The 26,819-nt window shown below is 64.6% G+C and carries 25 protein-coding genes; 7 read left to right on the forward strand and 18 right to left on the reverse strand.

What is annotated here, in order from left to right:
• Positions 1-10: 10 nt before the first annotated feature.
• Both QM590_RS09555 and QM590_RS09560 read right to left on the reverse strand, forming a co-directional pair.
• Positions 11-1,333 (reverse strand): MFS transporter, encoded by a 1,323-nt coding sequence (locus QM590_RS09555; RefSeq protein ID WP_269594758.1) that lies wholly within the window; start codon positions 1,331-1,333, stop codon positions 11-13.
• Positions 1,330-2,556, reverse strand: coding sequence for a M20 metallopeptidase family protein (locus QM590_RS09560; protein ID WP_269594757.1), 1,227 nt, complete (start codon positions 2,554-2,556; stop codon positions 1,330-1,332). The genes QM590_RS09555 and QM590_RS09560 overlap by 4 nt, the downstream gene beginning before the upstream one ends.
• 129 nt (positions 2,557-2,685) lie before the next feature.
• On the opposite strand from QM590_RS09560, the gene QM590_RS09565 reads away from it, so the two are divergent.
• Complete coding sequence (locus QM590_RS09565; protein ID WP_317813300.1) at positions 2,686-3,726, forward strand: Lrp/AsnC family transcriptional regulator; 1,041 nt, start codon at positions 2,686-2,688, stop codon at positions 3,724-3,726.
• Between the two features lie 86 nt (positions 3,727-3,812).
• On the opposite strand, the gene QM590_RS09570 is transcribed toward QM590_RS09565, so the two are convergent.
• Both QM590_RS09570 and QM590_RS09575 read right to left on the reverse strand, forming a co-directional pair.
• Complete coding sequence (locus tag QM590_RS09570; protein WP_269594755.1) at positions 3,813-4,694, reverse strand: serine hydrolase; 882 nt, start codon at positions 4,692-4,694, stop codon at positions 3,813-3,815.
• Complete coding sequence (locus QM590_RS09575; protein ID WP_269594754.1) at positions 4,691-5,545, reverse strand: LysR family transcriptional regulator; 855 nt, start codon at positions 5,543-5,545, stop codon at positions 4,691-4,693. The genes QM590_RS09570 and QM590_RS09575 overlap by 4 nt, the downstream gene beginning before the upstream one ends.
• Before the next feature lie 104 nt (positions 5,546-5,649).
• Here QM590_RS09575 and bla point away from each other — a divergent pair, with 104 nt between their 5' ends.
• Positions 5,650-6,588 (forward strand): class A beta-lactamase, encoded by a 939-nt coding sequence (gene bla, locus QM590_RS09580; protein WP_269594753.1) that lies wholly within the window; start codon positions 5,650-5,652, stop codon positions 6,586-6,588.
• A gap of 23 nt (positions 6,589-6,611) precedes the next feature.
• Here bla and QM590_RS09585 read toward each other — a convergent pair whose 3' ends face one another.
• From QM590_RS09585 to QM590_RS09615, 7 genes are all read right to left on the reverse strand, one after another.
• A complete protein-coding gene (locus QM590_RS09585) occupies positions 6,612-6,827 on the reverse strand; it encodes a hypothetical protein (RefSeq protein ID WP_156516371.1) in 216 nt (71 codons plus the stop codon).
• A 116-nt stretch (positions 6,828-6,943) separates the two neighbouring features.
• Complete coding sequence (locus tag QM590_RS09590; RefSeq protein ID WP_269594752.1) at positions 6,944-7,396, reverse strand: MarR family winged helix-turn-helix transcriptional regulator; 453 nt, start codon at positions 7,394-7,396, stop codon at positions 6,944-6,946.
• 78 nt (positions 7,397-7,474) lie between these two features.
• Positions 7,475-8,284 (reverse strand): HpcH/HpaI aldolase/citrate lyase family protein, encoded by an 810-nt coding sequence (locus QM590_RS09595; protein WP_269594751.1) that lies wholly within the window; start codon positions 8,282-8,284, stop codon positions 7,475-7,477.
• Positions 8,281-8,766 (reverse strand): MaoC family dehydratase, encoded by a 486-nt coding sequence (locus QM590_RS09600; RefSeq protein ID WP_331712071.1) that lies wholly within the window; start codon positions 8,764-8,766, stop codon positions 8,281-8,283. Before QM590_RS09600 ends, QM590_RS09595 begins: the two co-directional genes overlap by 4 nt.
• The gene (locus tag QM590_RS09605) at positions 8,763-9,929 is read right to left on the reverse strand and encodes an acyl-CoA dehydrogenase family protein (protein WP_269594750.1); all 1,167 of its coding nucleotides are present in this window, start codon (positions 9,927-9,929) and stop codon (positions 8,763-8,765) included. The genes QM590_RS09600 and QM590_RS09605 overlap by 4 nt, the downstream gene beginning before the upstream one ends.
• The gene (locus QM590_RS09610) at positions 9,926-11,923 is read right to left on the reverse strand and encodes an acetyl/propionyl/methylcrotonyl-CoA carboxylase subunit alpha (RefSeq protein WP_269594749.1); all 1,998 of its coding nucleotides are present in this window, start codon (positions 11,921-11,923) and stop codon (positions 9,926-9,928) included. Before QM590_RS09610 ends, QM590_RS09605 begins: the two co-directional genes overlap by 4 nt.
• A 5-nt stretch (positions 11,924-11,928) precedes the next feature.
• The gene (locus tag QM590_RS09615; RefSeq protein WP_269594748.1) at positions 11,929-13,506 is read right to left on the reverse strand and encodes a carboxyl transferase domain-containing protein; all 1,578 of its coding nucleotides are present in this window, start codon (positions 13,504-13,506) and stop codon (positions 11,929-11,931) included.
• A 91-nt stretch (positions 13,507-13,597) separates the two neighbouring features.
• On the opposite strand from QM590_RS09615, the gene QM590_RS09620 reads away from it, so the two are divergent.
• Positions 13,598-14,245, forward strand: coding sequence for an SACE_7040 family transcriptional regulator (locus QM590_RS09620; RefSeq protein WP_094687514.1), 648 nt, complete (start codon positions 13,598-13,600; stop codon positions 14,243-14,245).
• Between the two features lie 8 nt (positions 14,246-14,253).
• Here the strand turns inward: QM590_RS09620 and pgfA are convergent, their stop codons facing one another.
• Positions 14,254-15,306: a cell envelope lipid trafficking protein PgfA gene (pgfA, locus tag QM590_RS09625; protein ID WP_269594747.1), complete on the reverse strand. Its 1,053-nt coding sequence runs from the start codon at positions 15,304-15,306 to the stop codon at positions 14,254-14,256.
• A gap of 200 nt (positions 15,307-15,506) precedes the next feature.
• Between pgfA and QM590_RS09630 the strand changes: the two genes are divergently transcribed.
• The 3 genes from QM590_RS09630 to QM590_RS09640 are packed head-to-tail and all read left to right on the forward strand — an operon-like array spanning position 15,507 to position 19,175.
• Positions 15,507-16,868, forward strand: coding sequence for an MFS transporter (locus QM590_RS09630; RefSeq protein ID WP_269594746.1), 1,362 nt, complete (start codon positions 15,507-15,509; stop codon positions 16,866-16,868).
• A gap of 28 nt (positions 16,869-16,896) precedes the next feature.
• Complete coding sequence (nicT, locus tag QM590_RS09635) at positions 16,897-18,021, forward strand: Nickel transporter NicT (RefSeq protein WP_269594745.1); 1,125 nt, start codon at positions 16,897-16,899, stop codon at positions 18,019-18,021.
• A gap of 53 nt (positions 18,022-18,074) precedes the next feature.
• Entirely contained in the window at positions 18,075-19,175 is a 1,101-nt protein-coding gene (locus QM590_RS09640; RefSeq protein WP_269594775.1) for a lipase family protein, read from the forward strand.
• Here QM590_RS09640 and QM590_RS09645 read toward each other — a convergent pair.
• From QM590_RS09645 to QM590_RS09660, 4 genes are read right to left on the reverse strand one after another with little or no spacing between them, the layout of a single operon-like run.
• Positions 19,172-19,987 carry an SDR family oxidoreductase gene (locus tag QM590_RS09645; RefSeq protein ID WP_269594744.1) on the reverse strand — a complete coding sequence of 272 codons (816 nt, stop codon included), beginning with the start codon at positions 19,985-19,987 and terminating at the stop codon, positions 19,172-19,174. The two genes, QM590_RS09640 and QM590_RS09645, sit on opposite strands and share 4 nt — an antisense overlap.
• Positions 19,984-21,585, reverse strand: coding sequence for a bifunctional 3-(3-hydroxy-phenyl)propionate/3-hydroxycinnamic acid hydroxylase MhpA (gene mhpA, locus QM590_RS09650; protein ID WP_269594743.1), 1,602 nt, complete (start codon positions 21,583-21,585; stop codon positions 19,984-19,986). The genes QM590_RS09645 and mhpA overlap by 4 nt, the downstream gene beginning before the upstream one ends.
• Positions 21,582-22,517 carry a fumarylacetoacetate hydrolase family protein gene (locus tag QM590_RS09655; protein WP_269594742.1) on the reverse strand — a complete coding sequence of 312 codons (936 nt, stop codon included), beginning with the start codon at positions 22,515-22,517 and terminating at the stop codon, positions 21,582-21,584. Before QM590_RS09655 ends, mhpA begins: the two co-directional genes overlap by 4 nt.
• A complete protein-coding gene (locus tag QM590_RS09660; RefSeq protein WP_269594741.1) occupies positions 22,514-23,647 on the reverse strand; it encodes a VOC family protein in 1,134 nt (377 codons plus the stop codon). The genes QM590_RS09655 and QM590_RS09660 overlap by 4 nt, the downstream gene beginning before the upstream one ends.
• Before the next feature lie 125 nt (positions 23,648-23,772).
• Between QM590_RS09660 and QM590_RS09665 the strand changes: the two genes are divergently transcribed.
• Positions 23,773-24,426 carry a TetR/AcrR family transcriptional regulator gene (locus tag QM590_RS09665; RefSeq protein ID WP_269594740.1) on the forward strand — a complete coding sequence of 218 codons (654 nt, stop codon included), beginning with the start codon at positions 23,773-23,775 and terminating at the stop codon, positions 24,424-24,426.
• A gap of 25 nt (positions 24,427-24,451) precedes the next feature.
• Here the strand turns inward: QM590_RS09665 and QM590_RS09670 are convergent, their stop codons facing one another.
• Both QM590_RS09670 and QM590_RS09675 read right to left on the reverse strand, forming a co-directional pair.
• Positions 24,452-25,285, reverse strand: coding sequence for an SDR family NAD(P)-dependent oxidoreductase (locus QM590_RS09670; protein WP_269594739.1), 834 nt, complete (start codon positions 25,283-25,285; stop codon positions 24,452-24,454).
• Positions 25,282-26,811 (reverse strand): flavin-containing monooxygenase, encoded by a 1,530-nt coding sequence (locus tag QM590_RS09675; RefSeq protein ID WP_269594738.1) that lies wholly within the window; start codon positions 26,809-26,811, stop codon positions 25,282-25,284. The genes QM590_RS09670 and QM590_RS09675 overlap by 4 nt, the downstream gene beginning before the upstream one ends.
• Positions 26,812-26,819: the final 8 nt, after the last annotated feature.

Below are 26,819 nucleotides of genomic sequence, written 5' to 3' on the forward strand. Positions count from 1 at the left end.
CACCCAGTCGCTACGAATCGACCTCTGAAGCGGCCAGATCGCGTTCTCTCGTCTCGGGAATTGTGATCAGAGCGGCTATGGATACCGCAAGCAGAGCAAGTGTGTACCACTGGAACAGGTCCGGCGTTCCACGCTCGGCGAAGAATGTCTGCACGTAGGCAGCAGTTCCACCGAACGCGGCAACCGCGATCGAATACGGAACCCCTACTCCCGCGGCTCGCATGCCGGTGGGAAACAACTCCGCCATCATCGCAGGCATGACGGCCAGGATTGCTCCGATGGCACACAACGCCACCGACATCGCCAGAAACAACGTGAGCGCGCTGGATCCGACCATGGCGTCGAGCGGAAAGAGTAGCAGCGCGATTCCGATGTTTCCTATGAATAGCACCGGCTTTCGCCCGATTCTGTCCGAGAGTGCACCCCAGACGGGGAGTGATGCGATCAAGACGACATTGGCTCCCACACCCGCCCACAATGCGCCGGACGGGTCGATTCCGCGCACCGTGATGGCATAGGCCGGTGCCGATACTGCCCACACGTAGTAGAAGACCGTGCCGCCGACGCTGAAGAAGAGCACCTGCAGAACCTGGCGCCGATGTGCCGAGAATTGCTCCCTCATCGATGTTTTCGCGTGAACATCGCCGGACTTCTCGTATACCTCGGTCTCGGCCATGCGCGAACGCATCCACAGCACGAACAGTCCGAGCACGCCGCCCAACAGGAACGGAAGTCGCCATCCCCAGTCCGTCATTTGCTCACCGGTCAGCGTTGTCGTCAACAGGGCACCCAGGAGCGTGCCTGCGACCACACCCGAGGTATTGGAGATGTAGATCAGACTCGACCACAGTCCCCGACGTTCGGAGGGAGCGTACTCGATGATGTACGTCTGCGCGGAGGGTAATTCACCGCCGTGAGCGACGCCCTGAGCAAGACGGGCCAGCACCAGGACGACGGCCGCTGCGGCACCGATCGTTTGGTGGGTCGGCGTCAGACCGATGACGAGACTACCGATCGAGGCCAGTGCGACAGCGAGTGTCATCGACAGCTTGCGTCCACGGCGGTCGGACAACCAGCCGAACAGCAGACCGCCGAAGGGACGTGCGACGAAACCGACCGCGAAGACACCGAACGATGCCAGTAGGTCGGAGACCGGAGATCCGGTGTGAAAGAACTGGGGCGCGAAGAAGGCAGCGAAGATCGCGTAGACAGTCCAATCGAAGTACTCGATTCCGTTTCCGGCCCCCACTCCCACAATGGCTTTGGTCTTCTCCCATCGGTCGTTCGGTCGAGCTTGGCTCGGTGTCACTCCGGTGATTGCGCTCTCGGTCATCGTGCTTCGCTTTCTGGTGAGGGGGTGTGGTCGAGCCGTCCGATGGCCAGTCCGGCGTAGACAGTCGCGGCGTCGGCGAGGACGGAATCGTCGAAACAGGCTCGGGGCGAGTGGTTCATCGGCGCGGTAGCAGTGTCGGCGTCGGGCATGCATGCCCCCAGTCCGATGAAAGCTCCGGGAATGTCCTGGAGTACGTACGAGAAATCTTCGGATCCGGACAGAGGGTGTGGAGCCGTTTCGTACCGCTCCTCACCGAGAAGTTCGACGACCGTCGCTGCCCCGCGCTGGACTTCGGTGGCGTTGTTCACGGTCATCGGAAACTCGGCGATCACGTCGACGTCGACGTCGACGCGGTGTGCCGACGCGACTCCGTCGAGAACCCGTCTCAGCGCGGTGGGTACGGCGTCGTACGTGACTTCCGAGTAGCACCGCACCGTGGCCTCGAAGTACGCCTCGTCGGGAATGATGTTGTGGCGTGAGCCCGCTCGTACCTTCGCGACCGTGACGACTACGGGATCGAAGATGTCGAACGTCCGCGTGACCATTGTCTGCAGCGATGTGATCATCTCGGCCATCGCCGTCACCGGGTCACGTGCCGTGGAAGGTGACGAGCCGTGACCGCCTGCCCCTTGCACGGTGACGATGAGTCGGTACGACGCGGCGAGCAAGGTGCCGGGGCGGGAAAAGAATGTGCCGTTGGATTGTTGGGAGGAGAAGACGTGCAATCCGTAGGCCGCGTCCGCTCGTCGGCCCGATGCGTCGAGCACGCCTTCCTCGATCATCGTCGCTGCGCCGTCCCAACCTTCCTCGCCCGGTTGGAACATCAGCACCACATCGCCTGCGATGTGGTCACGATGATGTGAGAGCAGTTGGGCGGCACCGACCAATGCGGCAGTGTGCAGATCGTGGCCGCAGCCGTGCATCGCACCGTTCTGCGAGGCAAAGTCCAAGCCGGTCTGTTCCGTAACCGGTAATCCGTCCATGTCGGCTCTGAGGAGCACTGTGCGCGCGAAGTTGTCAGTCGGTTTCGTTCCGCGCAGAACAGCGGTCACCGACGTCGTGCGGGTGCCCGTACGGACCTCGAGTGGCAGGCCATCGAGTGCTTGCAGCACCGTTTCCTGCGTACGCGGCAGATCCAGACCGACCTCGGGCTGCCGATGCAGTGTGCGTCGGAGCTGCTTCAGATCGCCGGCCAAGGCGTGGGCGTCGTCCAGTAGATTCATTGATCACCATTGTGTCGACAGCCATCCATCGGGGTTGACTGTGTCCGTCGTCATAGTGTCTGGTTGCCCCTACGAGGAGCACCCATCTTCGTCAGAAGCGATCACCCAGCGAACCCATGAAGGTGTTCTGTGCAAGAAATGCTGACCGAATCCGAACTTTCGCTCGTTCATGCTCTGCAGATCGCACCGCGGGCTTCGTGGACGGATCTCGCTCCGATCCTGGGTTCCACCGCGGCGACGCTGGCTCGGCGATGGCATTCGATAGTCGAGCGTGGGCTGGCGTGGATCACCGCGTACCCCGCACCGTTGACCGGAGCGGGTGCGATCACCGCCATGATCGAGGTGACGTGTGGACGCGTCGGCTCAGCGGAGCTTGTCGATGCATTGGTCCAGGATCCGCGAGTCGTGTCGATCGAGCATGCTGCGCGTGGCAGAGACCTGGTGTTGACGGTGCAGACGTCGTCGCTCGACGAGCTGACCGGTTTGGTGCTCGACGATCTGCCGGGCTTCGACAGTGTTCGATCGACTCAAACCCACACGTGCACGGCGTTGCACGTGGAAGGAAGTCGGTGGAGGTTGGACTCATTGGATGGCGCACAGCATTCCGCGGTCGCCGCGCTCGGCGAATCACCTGATCGGTCCGGGTACGCGCGTCCGGAAAGCCTGACCGATCAGGTGGCGCGCTCGCTCGTCGGTGAACTGACGGGAAACGGCCGGGCGTCGGCCCCTGAAATAGCGTCCGCGCTCGGTCGACCTACGTCGTCCGTTCGGCGGCAGCTTGCTGCGCTTCTGCGTTCTCGCGCAGTCGTGCTGCGATGTGAAGTGGCACAGGATGCTACGCGCTGGCCGATTACCGTGACGTGGTGGTGTCGGCTCCCCGTGCAGGCGCATCAGGAGGTCGTCGAGATCATCCGTGCACGTTCGGAACTGCGACTCTGCATGTCGCTCACCGGACCCGCGAACTTCCTACTCAGCATGTGGGTGTCCTCCGTGCCCGAAATTCTGCGAGTACAGGAATGGCTCGAAAGTCGGGCTCCGAGCTTGCACATCATCGAATCGTCGGTGACGCTGCGTTCACGGAAACGAATGGGTTGGGAACTCGGTGCCGAGGGCCGCGCAACCGGATACGTCACCACGTCGGGCGGGTCGACGTGGACCCTTCCTCGGTGAGTCGAGGTCATCCTGCTCGAGTCCAGATACCCGTCTGACCTCACCACGCAGGGGTGATCATCTCTTCGTGGTCTTCGGCACTGCTCCTAGCGAACTGTTGTCACTGCGACTCGTGCCGCGTGACCGATGGCCTGATCGACCAGTGGGAGGTACAGATCCATCCGCGCAGCCCGGGTGAAGACCGAGACTGCGACGGGCTCCTCACCCGGAAACGACACGACGGCAACCTCATTGCGGATGGGTCCGATGGTTCCGGTCTTGCCTGCGACCTGTACATCCGGGTACGGAATACCACTGCGAATTCTGTGCGGCCACACCTGCTGGGACAGAACTCCTTTCATGTACCTGCACTGTTCCGGTGATGCGGCAGTGCCCAACCAGATCGCACGGAGCGCCGCGTTGCTGTCGCGAGGTGTGGTGCAGGAGGTGTAGGCGGGATCGAAACCCGCACTGTCGATCACCGAGTAGTTGCTGGCCAGCAATCCCAACGCCTCGTCCGCGTTCAACCTGCCGGTGTCCCGCACGATCTGGTCACCCAGTGTCTTCGTACCGCCGACGATGCGTGTGTGTTTCAGCCCGAGATCGTCGATCACCCGGGTCAGTGCATCCAGGCCCAACGCGCCGAGAAGTGCGTCGGCAGCGGCATTGTCGGAGACCGTGATCATCGAACGCGCCACGTCCCGCCAACTCATCGTCACCGGATCGGCATAGCTCGCGATGCCCGTCGGACCCGGACTGCACTGAGCCGGAACGAGCCGCACCGAATCGGTCGCAGCCAAGGTGCCCTCGTCGAACGCGCGCGCAGTGGCAACCAGCAGCACGATCTTCCACACCGACGCGGCGACAACAGGATCGTCGCCCTCGAAGTCGACGACCGTGCCGGTGCCGTCGATTCGCTCGGCGCGTACCCAACCTCGGCAGCCGGCATCGGCGAACACTGCGCGAAGCTCTTCGTCGGTCGTGTTCATCTACAGGCCTGCAACAGGATTCGATCGATGAGATCCACCAGAGGTTTCACCGAGTCGTCGCGACGCACGATCCGAACCCGAAGCGCGACATCGTCGGCAGCGAGGTCGAGGTGCTCGGTTCCAGGCAGTACCGGGCTCGCGGCCGGAACGAGTCCGAAGCAGCGACCCGACGCGACGCCGATAGCGGCATCGCGAACGGTGTTCGCGATGAACACCTCTGGGTCGAGAGCATGGCGTCTGAACGCGTCGAGAATCAGATCGTGTGCGGGTGGATTCGCAGTCCTCGGTGCGGTCGCGAAGGCGAGGTTCGACAACATGGTCAGTCGTGGCCGCTCTGCCCGAGCCGAGCGATGTCCGGCGGGAACTCTGACTCGCCGCGGGAGTGCGATGACCGGTCCGGCCGACAGTCGGTCGAGTACCACCGGATGATCGACCACCGCGACGTCGAGGTCGTGTGAGCGCACCCCGTCGAGCAACGACACTGCACCGGCTGTCTCCACACGTGCCTGAACGCCCACGGATGCGGCGATCCGCGCGGCGATCCGATCGTCCAGTTGAGGGATGAGGCCGATGCGAACCGTCCCGGACGTGGTGAGTGATTCTGCGGTGGTGGTCAATCGGCGCGCGTCGTCGACGATCAACCGGGCTCGAGGCAACAGCGCAGCGCCGTGCTCGGTGATGGCGGCGCCGTCCGGCGTTCGCTCCACGAGTGTGAGTCCGAGGTGCTTCTCCAATGCCTTGATCGCCCGCGACACCGGTGGCTGCGTCACGCCGAGAGTTGCCGCGGCGCGGCCGAAGTGACGTTCTTCTGCGACGGCGACGAAATACTCGAGATGGCGAACCAGGTCCACCGACCTATTGAAACACGCTCAGCTGCCTCGATACCGAAGAGGAATGATCCGGCCGCGTCTCGGGACTTGGCCCCAGGGTGCCCGTATGTGATCGGGTGACTCCCATGCGTACCTCGACTTCCACCCGACTGATCACCGCTATCGCAGCGGTGACTTTGACACTCTCCACAGGCGTCGCGTGTTCGGCGACGACCACCGCAGAACCACCGCAGACCGACACAACCACCACCGAACAGTCCGTCGATGAGCAGTCCAGTACCGAACAGGTCTATCTCGACCTCGAGGCCAGGGATACCGCTCGACTGGGCGTCAGTGCTGTCGATCTCGCCTCGGATTCCACCGAAAGCCATCGAGGCGACGAACGTTTCGCGTTCTGTTCGACGTTCAAGGTGTATGCCGTCGGTGCGGTACTTGCCGCCGTCGATGCAGGTGCACTGCAGCTGAGCGACACCAGAACGATCACCGCAGCGGATAAGGTGCCCGAGTCCGCAGTCGACTGGGAACCAGGATCCGTCGTCACGATCGCAGACCTGGCGGCGGCCGCATTGACCGAGAGCGACAACACCTCCGGCAATCTTCTGATCCGTGAGGCCGGTGGAACTGCGGCTCTCACCGAGTTCGCGAGGTCGCTGGGCGACACCGAGTTCCGGCTCGACCGCACCGAGCCCGAACTCAATACCGCTATCCCCGGAGATCCACGCGACACCACAACACCGAACTCGATGGCCGCCGGCTACCGAACCTTGCTCGACGGCGATGTGCTGACCACGGACTCACGCGAACAGCTGTTGGCCTGGATGGCCGATACTCAGACCTCCGACGCCCGGTTCCGCGCCGGCATCCCCGATGGGTGGACTTCGGCCGACAAGACCGGCACGGGCAGTTACGGCGTCTCGAACGATGCAGGGCTGTTGCTGGGACCGGACGGGCAGCGAATTCTCGTGGTCGTACTCAGTGCTACGACGTCAGGCACCGAAGACGCACCGGCTATGAATTCCCTCGTTGCCGATGCGACGCGACAGGTCGTCGACGGATTGGCATGATCTCGACCGTCTGTGCCGTTGCGTCAGGGCGCGGACAATCGAGTTCTCTCCGAGGGGGATTCGTCATTCCATGGATTGGACTCCCATGCGAGATTCAGGCCGAACGCGACGGCTGCGCCGACGACCACCATCAGCGCGCATTTCCAGAACGGCACGTCGGAGCCGAAGCCCCAGATGAGAGCCAGCGCGATGATGGCTCCGACCACAGGGCTGAAGAATGCCCGAGTCGCTCGATTCATCGAGTACCTCCTGAAACGTCCGACAGAAGTGTATTTGCCTACCGTAAGTAACGGTAAGGAAGAATGTGCCTCGGTTCAACCCCTCGACGTTCCAGCTCACTCACCTGCAGTGATTCTCAGCCCTCCGCGCGGCGGACGGCGTCGACCAGTGGGATCAGATCCGGCTCGGTCGACGCCTCATCGAGTGCCTCGCGCAGCGCCGAATCGTTGGTCGGGCGCGCGGCCTCGAGCAGGGCCAGGCCTTCTTCGCTGACGTCGGTGTAGATGCCTCGGCGATCGGTGGGGCACAGGTACCGAGTGAGTAGTCCGCGGTCTTCGAGCCGGGTGACCAGTCGCGTCGTCGCACTCTGGCTCAGTACGACGGCGTCGGCCACCTGCTTCATCTGCAGATGCCCGCCCTCCCCGTCGTGCTGCCTGCCCAGGACGTCGAGCAGCCAGTACTCACGAGCACTGAGGTTGTGCTCGGCCTGCAGTGCGCGTTCGATCCGACCCTCGATCCGGCCGTGCAGCACCGCCAGCGCCAGCCAGTTCTGCGCCAGCGCCGTCAGCGCGGGGTCGTGTGCGGTCATTGCCGTGCCTTTCGATACCGGTACTCCTGACCACCCACCGTACCGCGCCGGCAATTAACGGCGTCTGCAATTACCGGTCTACGACGGCCTGCGGGCGACGATGCGTCGAGCATGCGCGAGTACCGGAGCATCGACCATCTGGCCACGGAAGGTGAACACGCCACGGTTCTGGGCGACGGCGTCGAGCACGGCGTTGGCCCAGTCGAGTTCCTCGGCAGTGGGCGCATAGGCCTGGCGAACGACGGGGATGTGGCTCGGGTGAATGGCCACTTTTCCGTCGAAGCCGATAGCCACGGCATCCTCGGACTCCGCGCGGACACCGTCGAGATCGGGGATGTCGAGGAACACCGAGTCCAACGCGAACACCCCGCGTGCCTTGGCTGCGAGCAGCGTCTGCGACCGAACATGCTGCGCCACAGCACGATATTGTCCATTGAAATGCCTGCTCGAGTTGCCACCCATGGCGGCCACCAGATCCTCGGCACCCCACATGGCACCGATCGCATTGTCGGCGGCGAGGGCGTCGAACACCGTCATCGCGCCGAGCGGAGACTCGATCAGCGCGACGACATTCAGTGGAGCCAGCGCCGCAATCTGTTCGGCCGATTCACATTTGGGGAGCATCACGGTCGTGTACTCGGTCTGCTGCAACGCTGCGAGGTCCGCAGCCTGATCGTCGGTGCCGTGCGCGTTGACGCGGACGATGGTGCGCGCCGGATCCAGTGGGGTCGACACGACGGACTCACGAGCACCCGCCTTGTCCGCCGCCCCGACCGCATCCTCCAGGTCGAGGATGACGACATCTGCTCGTGCCGCTGCCTTCTCGTACCGCTCGGGGCGGTCTGCCGGGCAGAACAACCACGCGGGCCCCGGCGGAACCCAGGTCACGACGCCTCCTCCGGTGGTTGCATCCGGACGAGCGTCTTGCGGACGGCAATCGCGACGACGTCCCCGTGTTGGTTTCGACCGGTGTGCGTGAACGTCACGATGCCCTCGCCTGGGCGGGATTTCGATTCGCGCTTGTCCGAGATCACGGTCTCGGCGTAGAGGGTGTCTCCGTGGAACAGCGGCTTGGGGAACGACACCTCCGAAAAACCCAGGTTCGCCACGATGGTGCCCTGGGTCAACTGCGTCACCGACAGTCCTACGAGCGTGGACACGGTGAACATCGAATTCACCAATCTCTGGCCGAACGCCGTTGTCTCGCTGTAGGCCGCGTCGAGGTGCAGGGCCTGGGTGTTCATCGTCTGCGTGGTGAACAGCGTGTTGTCGGCCTCGGTGATGGTGCGGCCGGGTCGGTGCTCGTAGACGGTGCCGAGTTCCATCTCCTCGAACCACAGGCCACGTTGACGAATTCGCTTGTCGCTCACAGCCCCAGGCTCCGTGCGATGAGCATCAGCTGAACCTCCGTTGTACCCTCACCGATCTCGAGGATCTTGCTGTCGCGGTAGTGGCGAGCGACGACGTACTCGTTCATGAAGCCGTACCCGCCGTGGATCTGCGTCGCATCGCGCGCGTTGTCCATCGCAGCCTCGGAGGCGACGAGCTTGGCGATGGACGCAGCCTTCTTGAACGGCTTGCCCGCCAACATCAATGCCGCCGCGTCGTAGTACGCGGTTCGCGCGGTGTGAGCGCGGGCCTCCATGCGGGCGATCTTGAACGAGATCGCCTGATTGCGGCCGATAGGTTGACCGAAGGCCTCACGCTCCTTGGCGTACTTGACGCTCTCGTCCACGCAACCCTGTGCGGCACCGACCGAGACGGCGGCGATCGCGATCCGGCCCTCGTCGAGGATGTGCAGGAAGTTCGCGTACCCGCGGCCTTCCTCGCCGAGCAGATTCTCCTGGGGCACGCGTACATCGGTGAAGCTGAGCGGGTGGGTGTCCGACGCGTTCCAGCCGACCTTGTTGTAGGCGGGCTCTGCGACGAATCCCGGGGTATCGGTGGGGACGAGGATCGACGAGATCTGCTTGCGCCCCGTCGCTTCGTCGACGCCCGTCACGGCGGTGACGGTAACGAGCTCGGTGATGTCGGTGCCTGAGTTGGTGATGAACTGCTTGCTGCCGTTGATGATCCAGTCACCACCGTCGCGCTTGGCGGTGGTTTTGGTGCCACCCGCGTCGCTGCCGGCAGCGGGCTCGGTGAGACCGAACGCGGCCAGGGCCTTGCCTGCGGTGAGCTTGGGCAGCCACTGCTGCTTCTGTTCGTCGTTGCCGAATCGGTAGACGGGCATTGCGCCGAGCGAGACACCGGCTTCGAGGGTCATCGCCACGCTCTGGTCGACCTTGCCGAGCTCCTCGAGGGCGAGGCACAGCGCGAAGTAGTCGCCGCCCATGCCGCCGAACTCCTCGGGAAACGGCAGGCCGAACAGGCCCATCTCCGCCATGCCGGCAACTGCCTCGTACGGAAAGGAATGCTCGGCATCGTGTTTCGCCGATACCGGTGCCACTACCGTGCGGGTGAAGTCGGCAACGGATTTGACCAGCTGCTGGTACTCGTCGGGCAGATTCGCGGACGACAGATGATCGGTCATGATGGGTCCTGTTCGGTGTGGTTGGGGACGATTCGGGCGAGGACCTGGTCGACGCGGACCTGATCCCCCACTGCAACAGTCAGTTCGACGGTCCCGTCGATCGGGGTGGTGAGGGTGTGTTCCATCTTCATCGCCTCGACGACGACGATGGCCGTACCCGCGCTGACGGCGCTGCCGGTGGTTGTTCCGATCGCGATGATCGAGCCCGGCATGGGCGAGAGGATCTCGGCGTCACCGGAGTGTGCGTCGTCCTCGCGGACGCTCGCCTCGGCGATCCGGTCGACTCGCCAGGTGCCTCGGGAGCTGGAAATCCATGTTGCCGAGCCGCTTCGAGCGAAGGTCATCGATTCACGTAGGCCGTCGAGCACCAGATCCACCGAATTCTCGGTGGCCGTTGCCCGCAGGGTGCGCGGCGATCCGTCGTCGACGACGACCGTTGCCGCGGCTGTCGTGCCGGTGATGGCTACGTGCGCCGTCCGACCTCCGGACGCGAGACGACGATGGAACGACGCGTGCGCGCCGACCCGCCAACCCGATGGTGCTGCCCAGATGTCCTGTTCCGCGGTCTGCCACGCGTCGAGCCACTGCACTGCGGCGGCGGCGATCAGCGCCTCGTCGGTGGCCTCGGCGGCGACGAAATCCTCGACACGGCGGTCGAGCAATCCGGTGTCGAGATTACCGGCACGAACATCGTTGTCGGCGAGCAGGAACCGAGCAAACTCGATGTTGGTGACGACCCCGAGCACTGCGGTGTCGGCCAGTGCACGATCGAGGCTGCGCAATGCGGTCGCGCGATCGGGACCGTGCGCGATGACCTTGGAGAGCATGGGGTCGTAGTTGCTGCCCACCTCCGTTCCGACGGCGAGACCGGAGTCGACGCGAATCCCCGGCGCAGAGGGCTCGCGCAATCCGACGACGGCGCCGCCGGTAGGGAGGAATCCGCGGCCGGGGTCCTCGGCGTAGACGCGCGCCTCGATGGCATGTCCGGTGAGCGTGATGTCGTCCTGCGCGAGAGTGAGGGGCTCGCCCGATGCCACCCGAACCTGCCACTCGACGAGGTCGAGACCGGTGACCATCTCGGTGACCGGGTGCTCGACCTGAAGACGAGTGTTCATCTCCATGAAGAAGAACTCGTCGGGGCGATCGGCCGAGACGATGAATTCGACTGTGCCGGCACCGGAGTAGTCGACACTGCGGGCAGTGTTGCAGGCGGCCTCGCCGATGCGTGCGCGAGTTGCTTCGTCGAGCAGCGGTGATGGAGCCTCCTCGATGACCTTCTGGTGCCTGCGCTGCAGACTGCATTCGCGTTCGCCGAGGTGGATGACATTGCCGTGTCCGTCGGCGAGGATCTGTACCTCGATGTGCCGGGGCCGCAACACGAATCGCTCGAGGAAGAGGGTGTCGTCTCCGAAGGACGAGGCCGCCTCCCGGCGAGCACTCGTCAATGCTGCAGGAAGATCCTCGGCACGCTCGACCAGACGCATGCCCTTGCCGCCGCCACCGGCGGAGGGTTTGACGAGTACCGGGAATCCGACGTCCGGCGCGCCGGCGACGAGGTCGGCGTCGGTGAGGCCGGGACGGGAGATTCCCGGAACGACGGGTACGCCGAATGCGCTGACGGCGGCCTTCGCGGCGATCTTGTCGCCCATCACTTCGATGGCTTTCGCCGGGGGCCCGAGGAATGCGATTCCGGCTTCGGCACAGGCGGTTGCGAACTCGGAGTTCTCGGAGAGAAATCCGTATCCGGGGTGAATGCCCTGAGCTCCTGTGGCTTTCGCGGCCGCGATCACCTTGGCGATGTCGAGGTAACTCTCACGAGCGTTCGCGGGTCCGAGCCGTACGGCGGTGTCCGCCTCACGGACGTGCCGGGCATCGGCGTCGGCATCGCTGTACACGGCGACGGTGCGAATTCCCATGCGGCGCAGTGTTCGTGCCACCCGCACGGCGATCTCGCCGCGGTTGGCGATCAGAACGGTGTCGATCATCGTGGTCATATCTCTCACATCCTGAAAACGCCGTAGGAGACCGGCTCGAGCGGCGCGTTGGCGCACGCCGAGAGGGCCAGTCCGAGAACCTGCCTGGTATCGGCCGGGTCGATGATGCCGTCGTCCCACAGGCGGGCCGTCGAATAGTAAGGGTTGCCCTGACTTTCGTACTGGTCACGGATGGGAGCCTTGAACGATTCCTGGTCCTCGTCACTCCACGGCTGACCGGCAGCGTCGAGTTGTTCGCTGCGCACCGTGGCGAGCACCGACGCCGCTTGCTCGCCGCCCATCACCGAGATTCGAGCGTTGGGCCACATGAACAGAAAGCGTGGTGAATACGCTCTGCCGCACATCGAGTAGTTACCCGCGCCGTAGGAACCGCCGATGACGACGGTGATTTTGGGGACGCGGGCACAGGCGACCGCGGTGACCATCTTCGCGCCGTGTTTGGCGATGCCGCCTGCCTCGTAGTCGCGGCCGACCATGAAGCCGGAGATGTTCTGCAGGAAGACCAGCGGAATGCTGCGCTTGTCGCACAGTTCGATGAAATGCGCGCCTTTCATGGCGGATTCGGCGAACAGTACGCCGTTGTTGGCGACGATTCCGACGGGATGGCCGTGGACGTGGGCGAATCCCGTGACGAGCGTCTTGCCGTATTCGGCTTTGAACTCGTCGAATTCACCCGCGTCGACGACGCGGCCGATCACCTCACGCACGTCGTAGGGAGTGCGTGGGTCGGTGGGGACCACGTCGTAGAGATCGGTCTGGTCGGCTACCGGTGCGCGTGTGGGAAGAAGGTCCCACGGCCGCGGAGTGCGGGGCCCGAGGGTGGAGACGATGCGGCGGACGCGGTGCAGCGCATCTCGATCGTCCTCGGCCAGATGATCGGTGACGCCGGAGATCTTCGAATGAAGATCACCACCGCCGAGTTCCTCTGCGGTGACGACCTCGCCGGTCGCGGCCTTCACCAGAGGCGGGCCGCCGAGAAAGATCGTGCCCTGATTCTTGACGATGATCGCTTCGTCGCTCATCGCGGGCACGTACGCGCCGCCTGCCGTGCAGGAGCCCATGACGGCGGCGATCTGCGCAATTCCCCTGGCGCTCATGGTCGCCTGGTTGAAGAAGATGCGGCCGAAGTGGTCGCGGTCGGGAAAGACCTCGTCCTGGCGCGGAAGGAATGCTCCGCCCGAGTCGACGAGGTAGATGCACGGCAGGGTGTTCTGCAGTGCGATCTCCTGCGCGCGTAGATGCTTCTTCACCGTCATCGGGTAGTAGGTGCCGCCCTTGACGGTGGCGTCGTTGGCGATGATCACGCATTCGCGACCGGAGACGCGGCCGATGCCGGCGATCACGCCTGCGCCGGGGCACTCGTCGTCGTAGAGGCCGTTGGCTGCCAACGGTGAGATCTCGAGGAACGGGCTACCGGGGTCGAGAAGCTCGTCGACGCGGTCGCGGGGGAGGAGCTTGCCGCGGGCGATGTGCCGTTCCCGAGACTTTTCGCTCCCGCCGCGGGCAGCAGTGGCCAGCTTCTCTGCGAGCTCACTGGTGAGAAGCTCGTGATCTGCCCGGTTGGCAGCTGTGTCGATCGCCATGAGGTGCACGCCTTAAGGGGTTGGACGTCGGTGTCACGAAGGTTCAGTTAATCGTTGATAACTGACACGATAGTAAACTACGATTAACTGAGTGTCCAGAGTCGAGGAGGTGACGGTGCAGGAGTCGGAAGCGAAACCGACGACCGTGCGTGAGCAACGCAAGGCCGAGCGTCGGCAGCAGTTGCTGGGCGCTGCAGCATCACTGTTCGCCGAACGCGGGTTCACCTCGGTGCGACTCGAGGATCTGGGCGCGGCCGTCGGTGTCAGCGGACCGGCCGTCTACCGGCACTTCCCCAACAAGGAGGCCGTGCTCGTCGAGTTGATGGTCGGGATTTCGGAGTATCTGCTCGACGGTGGCCGTGCGGTGGTCGATCGTGGTGAGGTCGCCGCGGACACCGTGTCCGCGTTGGTCGAGTTCCACCTCGACTTCGCCTTCGACACACCGGCATTCATCAGAATCCAGGATCGCGACCTGCAGAGTCTTCCGGAGGGTGCGCGCCGCAAGGTGCGCCGAATGCAGCGCGAGTACGTGGAACTGTGGGTCGAGGTGCTGTGTGCCGTCGACCCGGAATTGAACGAATCCGACGCCCGAACCACGGCGCACGCGGTCTTCGGTCTGATCAACTCGACGCCCTACAGTGCGGGGCGTACTCCGTCGAAGAACGCTCGTCCGGTGCTGCGGGCAATGGCGCTGGGGGCGTTGGGGGTTGCTGCGCCGAGCCGCACAGCATCGACCTGAGCGTCCACCTACACCGACGCGCGCTCGGCTTGCTGTGCCTGTCGGTGGGTGGGCTCGGGCGAACGAGCGCGACGGGATCCGACCACTCCGGCGGCAACGGCACCGGCGAGGCACACTCCACCGACCGCGTATCCCAGGAGCGGTCCCCGGGAGGTCACCCAGGCCAACTTGTTGGCCGCGTCGCGTGCCGAGGCCACCTGCTCGAGCCGACCCGTCTCGTCCAGGGCAAGTGAGGCCTTGAAGATCGTCACCTCGGGGACCTTCGGATCTCTCGCGAAGTACTGGTACGGCGTTTCCTGTCCCCATACCAGGCTCCCGCTCGTGGGCTCGACGTAGATGTCGCGCACGTTCGAGTACCAGCGCTTCATCGTGATCGGCTCGTCCCCGTCGCCCAATCCCCACTTCGATGCCGGGAGGGTCACCGAGTTGATCGGCGACTGCGTGGTGGTCGAGAGGTCGGCTTCGGTCACGATCGATCGGAAGTGGTAGATCGGCAGCCCCTCCATGGTGAGCTCCTCGACGAAGTTCGCCTCGAAGCTCGTCCACGCCGTCGCGTCGTAGACCGTGTACGTGATCGGCTGGGTATCGAAGGGAAAGCGATGCTGTAAGCCTGTGCGCGGCAGAGGAATAGCCGGCGAGTCGAGTGTGGTCTGCAAGGATCCGGCAGGCTCGACGGGTAGTCCGGTGCGCCGGTCGCTCGTCACCCGATCCACCGAGGCGGTGAGCAGGCCCGCGTCACCGTCGCGGTCGGCGCGTCTCACGGTCGCTCCCGCCTGGAAGGTGACGCGGTCTGCGTCGGAGGGATCCTCGACGGTGATGTACCGCTGGAGAACGAGGGGTACATCCGTCGCGATGGAGAGAGGGCCGGGTCCGGTGATCGTCGTCGAGTCGAGGACCTCACCGCCCGCACCGTCTGCGGTGGTGGCCACCGTGGTGGCGTCGATGTCGAGTGGAGTCACCGCCAGGCGGTCGTACACGAGGGTGGGCAGAAGTAGAGCGACGACGATCGCGAAGGATCCCAGCCCCGCGAGCAAGCACATCGCGATTCTCACCCGTGACATGAACACCGTCCCAATTCTTTTCGTTTCCGGCCGTCTCATCCTGCCGTGGCGAGAGCCCTGAATATCCGCTTCCGCGTTGTGACCTGTCAGCATGTTCGTGGGAATTTACAGAGACATCAACCGATGTTGAGAATTTCCGAAAAGGTGCACACTGGGGTCACTCGTCATTCGCCGCACAACGCTGAATCGGGGGACGACACATGGCGACCGGTATCGATCGAGGTACAACGGTCGATCGCGGCAATCGTTGGCGAACCATCGGGACGTTGCGAACCGGGCCCGGTTCTGCAGTCCTGCCGTTCGGCTGGGGACCGGCGATCGTGTTGGTGCTCGTGGCCTTCGTGGACCGTATCGAATTCAGCCTCGTGGCCGCGGTTCTTCCTCAGCTGCAGGACGAATGGGGTTTCGGCGACGCGGTGGCGGGATCGCTGCCCAGTGCATCCGCGATCGCCGCGGGTGTCCTCGCGATACCGGCTGCATACCTCGCCGACCGTCACGATCGCGGCAGGATCGTGACCTGGGTCGTCGTTCTGTGGTCTCTGGCGACTCTCGGTTCGGCGCTGGCACCCACTTTCCTGATCTTCTACCTCGTGCGGGTCGGTCTTGCCGCCGCGGAGGCCGTGGACAACCCGGCGAGTGCGAGCCTTCTTGCCGACTTCTACCCGCCTGCAACGCGATCCACTGCGTTCGGTTGGTGGCGGACCTCGGCGTACCTGGGCGGGGCGGGCATAGTCCTGGGTGGTGTGCTGGCGGACTGGCTGGGTTGGCGCGGGGCGTTCATGGTCATGACGATCCCGGGACTGCTTGTCGCAGTTCTCGTCTCGCGTCTGAAAGAGCCCGAACGCGGATACGCAGACCGGCTGGCGGCCCGCGCAGACCCGAGTGCGCAGACTCCTACGCCGTCCGGACCGCTTGCCACCCAGCTGCGCCGACTGCTGCCCATCCGAACGCTGTGGTTTACCGGCGCTGCTCTGACGGTCATGAGTCTGTCGATCGGTGGTCTGACCTTCTGGCTGCCGAGCCTGCTGCAACGCCGGTACGGCCTGTCCGAATCGGCCGCCGCGACGGCGGGCGGAGGAATGACACTGCTGGGAATCGTGTTCGGCACGCTCGTCGCGGCGATGGCAACCCGTCGAGCCGTCGTCGGCACCAGCCTCGCGCAGTGGCGAGTACTGCTGGGCGGTAGCGGAATTCTGGTGGGAAGTGTGTTCATGTCGATCGCGCTCGGCATGAACTCCACGATGAAGTTCGTCGTTCTGCTCACCGTGTTCGCCTTCTTCTCGGCCTTCGCCCTTCCCACGCTCACCGCCTGTGTCGCCGATGTGGTTCCGGCACGCGATCGGGGTCTCGGATTCGGCATGCTGCAGATCGCCGCGACCGCGGGTGGTGCCGTCGGGCCGCTCATGGTCGGTGTGGTGTCCGACGCGGCGGATTCACTCACCGTCGGCCTGATTCCGCTTCTTCCGCTGCTGGCGATCGGGGGAGTGTTCGCCCTCCTGGCCTACTGGTCCGTGGAACGGGACTCGACGCGCGTCCTGGCCGAGGCTGCGCGGGAAGAGTAATTCGTTGTCGTCGGTCACAATGTTCTTCATGACGAGTGAGCTATCGCGCGCCGAGGTCGGCCGGCGGCAGAGTCGATTCACTCCCGACGAGATCCCCCGCCTGCTGGCCATGGCCGGAGTCGTGGCCGCTCTGCACGTGATCGGGTGGGGGTTGTTCACCCATTACAACTCCATTCCGAGTATCCACAACCTCACCGGAGCGGACGGCACGCTGGTCTACGCCGGAGCCGGCGTGTTGGCGTACACCCTCGGGCTCAGGCACGCCTTCGACGCCGATCACATCGCCGCCATCGACGACACCACCCGCTTTCTACTGCAGAAGGGCAAGCGGCCGTTGGCCGTCGGGCTCTTCTTCTCACTCGGTCATTCGACCGTCGTCTTCGTGTTCGTCGCCGCGATTGCCTTCGTGGCGTCGCAGGCGACGGCGTTCCAGGACACGTTCGCCGGAGTCGGCGGCATCATCGGCACGCTGGTGTCCGGAACGTTTCTGTATCTCATCGCGGCGTTGAACATCGCAGTGCTCGCGGGAATCGTCGGAGTCTGGCGACGCGCGAAACGAGGTGAGTTCACCGAAGCCGGACTCGACGAGTTGCTGGCCAAGCGCGGCTTGATGAACCGATTGTTCCGGGGCCGATACGACAAGCTGATCGACCACTCGTGGCAGATGTACCCGCTGGGTCTGCTGTTCGGGCTGGGATTCGATACCGCCACCCAGGTCGGTCTGCTCGCGGTCGCAGGCACGACGGCCATGGCAGGAGGACTGCCGCCGATGGCGATCATCGCGCTGCCGGTTCTGTTCGCCGCGGGCATGACCACCATGGACACCATCGACGGCATCTTCATGTCCAAGGCGTACGGCTGGGCGTTCGTGACGCCGGTGCGCAAGATCTACTACAACATGACGATGACGGGACTGTCCGTCTTCGTTGCTCTGGTGATCGGCACGGTGCAGCTCTTGACCCTGCTCGCCGAGCAGTACGGGCTGACCGGCGGACTGTGGGACGCGCTGGCCGTCGTCGATTTGAATGTGGCCGGCCAACTCGTCGTCGGCACGTTCTTCGTCGTGTGGATCGGAGCGGTCGTGTATTACAAGGTGGCGCGCATCGACGAACGCGGTGGCTTCACACACTCGAACGAAATGGAGAACCAGTGAACTCTCGGCGTCGGATCGGTGTCCTCGCAGTTGCCGCGGCGCTCGCGTCGAGCATGGTTACGGCGCTGCTGGCCGTACCTGCTTCCGCTGCACCGGCTATCACTCAGGAGATCGGTGACGTCGTCTCGACTCGCGATCTGGACCGAAACCTCTGGATTCCCGGCGCGGCCTCGGCCGAGGTGCTCACCTACGTCACCACCGACACCTTCGGTGAGAAGGCTCTGAGCACCGGCACCGTCTTCCTACCGCCGGGAACTGCGCCGGAGGGTGGCTGGCCGGTGATCTCGTGGGCCCACGGCACTTCCGGGCTCGGCGACGCGTGTGCGCCGTCTCTGATCGGTCCGACGTACGCCGCGCGGGATCTTCCGTACCTGGCGAACTGGCTCGCGCAGGGCTACGCCATCGTCGCCAGTGACTATGCCGGCCTCGGAACACCTGGATTGCCAACGTATCTCGACGGTCGAACCACGGCGCACAACGTGGTCGACATGGTCAAGGCGGGCCGCAACTACAGTGAGGACCTCTCGCGATCCTGGGTGGCCGTCGGCCAATCGCAGGGCGGTGGCGCTGCGATCTACACCGCTCGGTACGCGACCGAGTTCGGCGGCCCCGATCTCGACTACCGCGGTGCCGTCGGAACCGGAACTCCCGCGTACATCGAGAAGTTGATCTCGATCGGTGGACCGGGCGTACCGCCGGTGGCACTACCGTCGGGCCTGACCGCCTACGTCGCGTACATCGGCGCGTCGCTGCGCTACGCGCATCCCGAGCTCGGGCTGGACGACATCCTGACTCCGCTCGGGAAGAAGTACGCAGACCTGGCCGAGACGACGTGCGTGACGGACTTCGAGGCACAACTCGACGGTGTGACGATCGGTGACTTCTTCACGGCACCACTGACCGGTCTGCCGAACTTCGCCGCCGTGCTCGACGACTACATGGCGATGCCCGAAACGGGATTCGACAAGCCCTTCTTCATGGGAAACGGACTGCAGGACATCGACGTTCCGTTCCCGACCACCGCCGCCTACGTCGCCCGTCTGACGGCCAACGGTCAGCCCGTGACGTTCAGGGCCTACAACACCGACCACAGTGGAGCCTTCGTTCAGTCGCAGGCCGATACGATTCCGTTCGTCGCGAACCTGTTTCGCTAGTTCACCGGTCGCTTGCTGGGCAGTCCGTAGGCGCGTGCGGTGAACAATTCCAGCACCGTGCGCGGCAGTAATCGCTGGGCGAGGAACACCGCCGGAGCATTGCTGCCGACCGCGTAGATGGGCAGCGTCTTCTTGTCCTCGACGGCTTTGAGGACGGTGAGCGCGACGGTCTCTGCCGTGATCCCCTCGGCCTCTTTGGCGTCCAGCTGTGAGATCACCGTGGTGAAGTCACGGAGGTACGGCGAATGCGGGCCGCAGTATTTGGTTCGACGGGCCGAGAGCCCGGTGGCGATGGCCCCGGGCTCGACTGTGGTGATGTCGATTCCGTAGGGCTTGAGCTCGTAGCGCGCGGCCGTGGAGAACCCCTTGATCGCGGCCTTCGTGGCGGCGTACGACGAGCGGTAGGCCAGCGGAAAGCTCGCGAGCATCGACCCGATGTTGACGATCTTTCCGCTGCCACGATCTCGCATGCCCGGCAGCACGGCCTGGGTCAACTCGATCGCTCCGAAGACGTTGAGCTGGAACAGTCGGGTGATCGCCTCGATGGGCAGCTCTTCGATTGGGCCGCACTGGCTTTCGCCTGCGTTGTTGATCAGCACATTCACCGGGGTGTCGGCGATGCCGTCCACGAACCGCCGGATCGATGCCGGGTCGGTCAGATCCAGGTCGCGGTAGTCGACGCCGGGTATCGGGTTCGCCACCGAGGAGCTGTCGCGGCTCGTTCCGATGACGTGGTAGCCGCGAGCGATCAGAACCTCGGCGACGGCCTCGCCGATTCCGGACGTCGCTCCGGTGACTATTGCAGTGTTCATCTACGCCTCTTGTTCACGGTGCGGGTAGGTGCCGGCTTCGTCGCGACAGGTGCCGGGCATTCTGTCCTGCGAAAAGCTGTGGTCGGCACTTTGGTGTGCAGGGACGGCACCGAGGTGCCCGACGCCATGACCGTGCGGTCCGGCCGCACGATGGCGGCGACAGCGTGGCCGCGGCGCAGCCAGACCCCCAGCTCCGACGACGCCGCAACCTCGACGACGACGGCTCCGCGGCGTTCGATCTCTCGACGGTGCCCGACGGCCAGGGGTGTCGACGAGACGAACAGGAACCGGCCCGGTGCGAGGTCGTCCAGACGAGCTCCGCCGTCCAACGGGCTGTTGGGGCAGAGCTTTCCGGCCAGTGTGCGAACCGGTACGGGTGAACGCAGCACGTACGGCGATCGAGCGAGTGGCGGGGTGGTGCTGGCGGTGACCTTCTCGCCGATGAACGGCAGATAGCCGAGAGCGGGTGCGATGTTCGCGCGCATGATGCCGGTGAGCCGGCTGCCGCCGGTCATGGCCCATCCGATCGCGACTGCCAACTCGATCATCTGCTTGGCGTGCGTCTTTCGTTCTGTCTCGTAGCTGTCGAGCGAGGTCTCCTTCAGATGCCCGTCGAGCACGCCGACGAGCTTCCAGACCAGATTGCGCGCATCTCGGAGCCCCGCGCCCATCCCCTGCCCGATGAAGGGCGGCGTCAGATGCGCGCTGTCGCCGAGCAGGAACACCCGGCGATCACGCCACCGGTCGACCACCTGTGCACGGAAGGTGTACTCCGCGCTGCGAATCAGCTTCATGTCCGGGATCTCGCCGGAAACGAACCACGGTGCGATGAAAGGGTGGATGGCCGAGAGATCGGTGAACTCGTCGAGGGTCTCGCCGTCGAGCATCCGGAACTCCCAGCGGTAGCGGGTGGGGCCGATGCGCATGTACGTCGCCGATCGCTCGGAATCGCACACCTGGTGCACGCCGTCCCACTGTTCGAGATCGACGTCGGTCTCGATGTCCACGACCAACCATCGCTGCTCGAAACCGAGATCCTCCATTTTAGAGCCGATGGACCTGCGCACCACACTGTTGGCACCGTCGCAGCCGAGGACGTAGTCGGCGGTCACCCAATGTGGCGTCCCGTCCTCGGTCGAGTCGTACCGGACCCGAACCGAATCCGTCAGGTTCTGCACATCGGTGATCTCGCATCCGCCACGCATCTGCACGGAGTCGTAACGCGTGATGTGGGAACGCATCAGACGCTCGAGTTCGGGTTGATCGAACATGTTGGCCTGTGGGTAGCCGTGCGGTCGATCGTCGGGATCGCGCTCGAACTCGGCCAGGGTTCGAATGTCCCTGGTGCACAACCTCAGTCCGCGACCGGGACGCGAGATGGCCGCGAAGTCCTCGGCCAGGCCCAGATCGCCGAGGATGCGGTACACCTCGTCGTCGAGATGAACTGCCCGCGGCTGCGGGTAGACGTCTTCCCACCTGTCCAGCACGAGGCAGGGCACGCCGTACCGGCCCAACAGCAACGCAGCGGTCATGCCCGTCGGACCGGCTCCGACGATCAGCACGGGAAAGTGTCTGCCGTCGGACTCGGTACCGGTCATCGGTAGGAGACCCGGGTGCGCTGGACTCCCAGATCGAGGGCTCCGTCGGGAGTCGAGCAGGTCAGTTCGAGGACGTCGCCGTCTTTCAGGAACGCGGGATTCTTGGCCTGCTTCTTGAAGAAGACCTTCCACTTGACCGACGGGGGAACCAGCGATCCGATCATTTCGATCGGCTTGGCGGGGGCCTTCAATGCGGTGCCGCCAGGAGTACCGGTGAGCAGCAGGTCGCCCGGGTCGACCCGCTGGAACTTGCTCAGCGCCTTCAGCGACTCGACCGGGCGGAAGATCATGTCGGCGACCGTACTGTTCTGTCGCACGGAGCCGTTGACCCGCAGGGTGAGGGCGAGTTCGCCGAACCGGTCGAACTCACCGGCCTCCAGAAGGACCAGGCGCGGCCCGACCGGAGTGAAGGTGGGATACGACTTGCCCTCGTAGAACTGAGTCTTCGGCAACTGGACGTCGCGGGCAGAGACGTCGTTGGTGAGCACGAGGCCGGCGACGTACTCGGCCACGTTGGAGGCGTCGACCTTGGTTCCGACGGTGAGCGTCTTGCCGAACACGAGTCCGATCTCGATCTCGTAGTCGAGCAGCTTCACGTGCGGCGGCTTGACGACGTCGTCGGTGGGTCCGCTGATGGAACCGGAGGTCTTGCGAAAGAACGTCAGCGGAACGGTGTCGGGGTTCATCCCCGAGTCCTTGACGTGGGAGACGTAGTTGGTCATGTTCGCCATGACGCGGCAGGGAGCCGTCACCGGCGAGATCAACGACAGTGTTTCCACGGCAACGACATCGGTTGCGCTGCAGGCGGATTCGATGGCAGGCCGATCGGCGAGGAGCTCGGCGGTGCTCACCGCCGAGGTGTCGATGCGTGACGCGCCCGCAGGGGTTTCGACCCACCAGGCGTCGGCGGTGCGGAGTACAGCGATGCTCATGAGGATGCCACTTTCATCAGGCCGCGAAGGCGATCGGTGTCGAACTCGTTGTCGTTGCGCAGTGAGGAGAAGATCGATTTCAGTTCGTGCAATGACGCTCTGCTGGGGGCGATTCCGAGGAAGTCCTTCGACGCGGGCGGCCCCCACTGAGCCAACCCGGACGCCGTCATCGGGGCCCAGCCGGGTTCGAGGGAGTTGTCGAACATGTCGCCGTCGCTGAAATGTTCCACCAGGAAACCGTCGGGATCACGCCAGTAGTCGAAGATCTGGCTGCCCTGGATGTGCCTGCCGATACCCCACGAATGCCGGTACCCGCGTTGGGTCAGGTACTCGCCGCCCGCGGCGATGGCATCGAGATCCGACACCTGGTAGGCGGAGTGCACATACCGGTTGGACGGGCCGAGAGTCATTGCGAGAGTGTGATGATCGGACGGAGTGTTGCCGCGATCGCAGCGGATGAAACTCATCACCGGACCGCGATCACGCTGACCGTCGTAGTAGAGGAAGTCGCTGACGATCAGGCCGAGGTGATGCAGGTACCAGTCCAGGTTCTCGAGGTAGCCGGTGCGCTGGAGCACCACGTGTCCCAGGCGTTGGACTCGGGCGGGCTGACGCGGTGGGCGTTGCGTCGCGTTGAGGCGGTAGCGGGGATCACCGAAGTTGTAGGTGTGCGCTTCCTGGCCGGGAAGTTCGGGATGCTCGGTGTACCCGGACACCACCTGGACGGGTTGCCCGCCCGGGTCGGTGAGAGTGACCGCGGCACCGCCGAGTGTGTCGGGTAGGCGCTGGACCCGCTGCCCGGTGGCCTCGGCCAATCTCATGAGGTCGCCGTCGTCTGCGGCGGCGAAGGCTGCGCCCACGAAGCGTGTTCTCTTACCGCGGCGGATGATCACGCACGGTGCGCCGACCTGAGTGCCGCGCAGATGGATCTCCTCCGGAGTGCGGAGCGAGACGGTGAAACCGAAGGCGACGGCGAATGCCTCGGCCTTGATCAGATCCGGCTTGCGAAACTCCAGCCAGGCGATGTCCCGAACTTTGATGATCGGATCTTTCGCGCGACCGGGGTGCTCGCCGGGGAGTGCGCCTTGGTCCACGTGCATGTCCTTGTGGCCGTCGACGTCGTGTCCCATGAAGCCCTCCCTCGTTGGTGACAATATCGTCACCTATGAGTGTGGCGTCAGTCAATAGTATTGACAAATTCGTCAGCGGTGAGGAAGGGTCAGGGCGTCGACCAGCGCAGACAGAAGTAGGGAACATGACAGAGACCCCGAATCGGCTCGAGCGGCGCAAAGCGCGCACGCGCGGCGCGCTGATCGCAGCGGCGCAAGGATTCATCGCCCGCGGCGAACTGAACGCTCCGATCGCGGAGATCACCCAGGCTGCCGACGTCGGGATGGGGTCTTTCTACAACCACTTCGTCAGCCGTGAGCAGCTGTTCCAGGCCGCGGTCGACGGTGCCCTGGAACTGCTGGGCAACTATCTCGATTCGTTGACCGACAGCTCGGCCGACCCGGCGGAAGCCTTCACCCGGTCCTTCCGAATCGCAGGTCGTCTGTTCCGGTTGCAGCCGGAACTGAGCCGCGTACTCATCCACTCCGGCCCCGAATTGATCACCTCGCAACACGGTCTCGGTCCGCGGGCGGCCAGAGACATCCAGGCCGGAGACGCCGCAGGCTACTTTCGGGTACCGGACCTCCAGCTGTCTCTGGCGCTGGTGGCGGGCGCATTGCTGGGCATGGGGCAGCTACTGCTCGAGCAACCCGAGCGCAGCGACGTCGAGTCCGTCGACCGGATGGCCTACGGCGTTCTGCTCGCCCTTGGAGTATCCGACACCGACGCACGCGACCTGTGCGCGCGATCGCTACCGCCCATGAGTGACGTACCCAGCGTGGACGGGGACAGCGACTAGCAGCCAGTGCACGCGCTGGCGAGACTCAGCGTGCGTGCGTCTTCTCCAGATCCCGGATGATCTCGGCGATCGCGCGGTCCTTGACGAGTCTGCGTTCCAGAATCGGGTTGAGAACTCCGCGGAACCAGAAGTACGGCGTCCAGGTGGACGGCGCGATGAGTCGGGCCCGACGCGTGCGGACCGAGTGCACGAGCAACTCCGCGGCGCGTTGCGAGGGCAGACGCCGGTTCAGCGGCCACGGTAGGAACCCGCCGATCCGCCGGCCCATCGGATCGCTGTCGAGGGTGTTGCGGGCCAGATCGGTATCCACCACACCGAAGTACGCCAGACCCGCTGTTGCGCCCACGGCCGCGAGTTCGATTCGTAGCGCGCGGCCGAGCTGTTCGACCGCCGCTTTGCTCACCATGTAAGCAGACCCGCCCATGCCGGGAGTGAAAGCGGCACAGGACGATACGAGCAGAATGTGGCCACCGCTCGCGACGATCTCGTCGGCCGCAGCGCGCACGATATTGAGCACGCCACCGAAGTTCACGGCCATCACCGAGTCGAAAACTGCGCGGTCGACGGTCCTGATGGTGGCGGGCGGGGGCGTGATGCCGGCGTTGGCGATCACGATGTCGAGACCGCCGAATTCGCTCACCGTCGCGGCCACGCAGTCCGCCATCGCGTCGGGATCGGTGACGTCACCGGTGAGCAGCAGGATCCGTTCGGATCGCGCAGCGTCCGGCGGAAAGTCTCGATCGACCACAGCCACCAAGGCTCCCGCGGATACCAATTCCGCGACCGACGCGGCTCCGATTCCACGCGCTCCACCGGTCACCAACGCCACTTTCCCGGCCAGGTCGATTCGGTTCTTCATGCGAGGTCCTTCGTCGTCACGAGCTCGGTATCGGCCGGGGAATCCACACTGCGCCAGTGGTAGTGGCCGAGATCGATCGTCGACATACGCTGGGTGAAGTTGCGCACCGAACCGGGCCAGTACGTCACGTTTCGACCCGACGGGCTCAGGTAGTAGCTGCTGCACCCGCCGGAGTTCCATACCGATCCCGCGAGCGTGCGGTCGGTGTGTTCGACGAACGTCGACTGCGCGCGCATGCTCACTTCGAGCGCCGTGATCGCGTTGGAGTCCATGGCGCGCAACGCCGCGAGGATGTAGTTCACCTGAGCCTCGATGGTGACCACCTGCGAGGTGTACACCACCGAGTTGGGGCCGAGCAGCATGAAGAAGTTCGGGAAGCCGTGCACCGTGGTACCCCGGTACGACGACATCTCGCCGTCGGGCCATTTGTCCGCCAACGACTTTCCGTCGCGGCCGACGATGCGCCGAAAGCCGGTGTGGCCGGACACGGTGAATCCCGTCCCGAGAACGATCGCATCCACCTCGTGCACGGTCCCGTCGGTGGTGACGATGCCCTCGGGCACGATCCGAGCGATGCCGGTGGTCTCGACCGTGACGTTCTCTCGGCACAGTGCGGGATAGAACTTGTTCGAGAAGGTGGGTCGCTTGCAGCCGAATTCGTAGTCGGGCGTGAGCTTCTCGCGAAGAACAGGATCCTTGACCTGACGACGCAGGTGGGCACGCCCCATGGCCGTGAGCGGTGCCAGCAACGAGCGATGGCCGATGAGTCCGGGTACCAACGCTTCCTGGAACAGATCGAACAGCCGGCGCATGGCCCGCTGGGCCCGGGGGTACTTCCGAAGCGCGGACCTGCCGGATTCGGAGATCGGCCGGTCGGGGTGCGGAAGAATCCATGTCGGCGTCCGCTGGAACAGAGTCAGGTGCGCGGCCTCGGGGGCCAGGCGCGGAACGAACTGCACCGCAGATGCTCCGGTGCCGATGACGGCTATGCGTCGACCCGCGGCGGAGTGCTCGTGGTCCCACTTCGCCGAATGGAACACACTGCCCGAGAACGATTCCAGGCCTTCGATTCTGGGCGTGGCCGGTTCGCTGAACGGTCCGAGGGCTCCGATGAGGATGCGCGCCGACCACGTTCCTGCACTCGTCCGCACCACCCACCGGGCCTGCTCGTCGTTCCAGGTTGCGTCCAGTACCTCGTGGCCGAAGCGGATGCGATCCCTGATCCCGAATTTGTCGGTGCAGTCGTTGAGGTATGCCTCGATCTCGGGCTGCAGCGGGTACAACCGCGTCCAGTCCGGGTTGGGCGCGAACGAGAAGGAGTACAGCGCGGACGGGATGTCGCACTGCGCGCCGGGATAGGTGTTCACGTGCCACGTTCCACCGACGGCGGTGTCGCGCTCGAAGATCAGAAAGTCACCGCGGCCTTCCTGCTCGAGTCGGATTGCGGCACCGAGGCCGCCGAATCCCGCGCCGATGATCGCGACATCGATGTGCGGCATCGCCGTGCCGGATTGTGTTGCAGTCATGAGAGTTC

The sequence above is a fragment of the Rhodococcus sp. IEGM 1372 genome, from assembly GCF_030056835.1.
Lineage (GTDB): Bacteria > Actinomycetota > Actinomycetes > Mycobacteriales > Mycobacteriaceae > Rhodococcoides.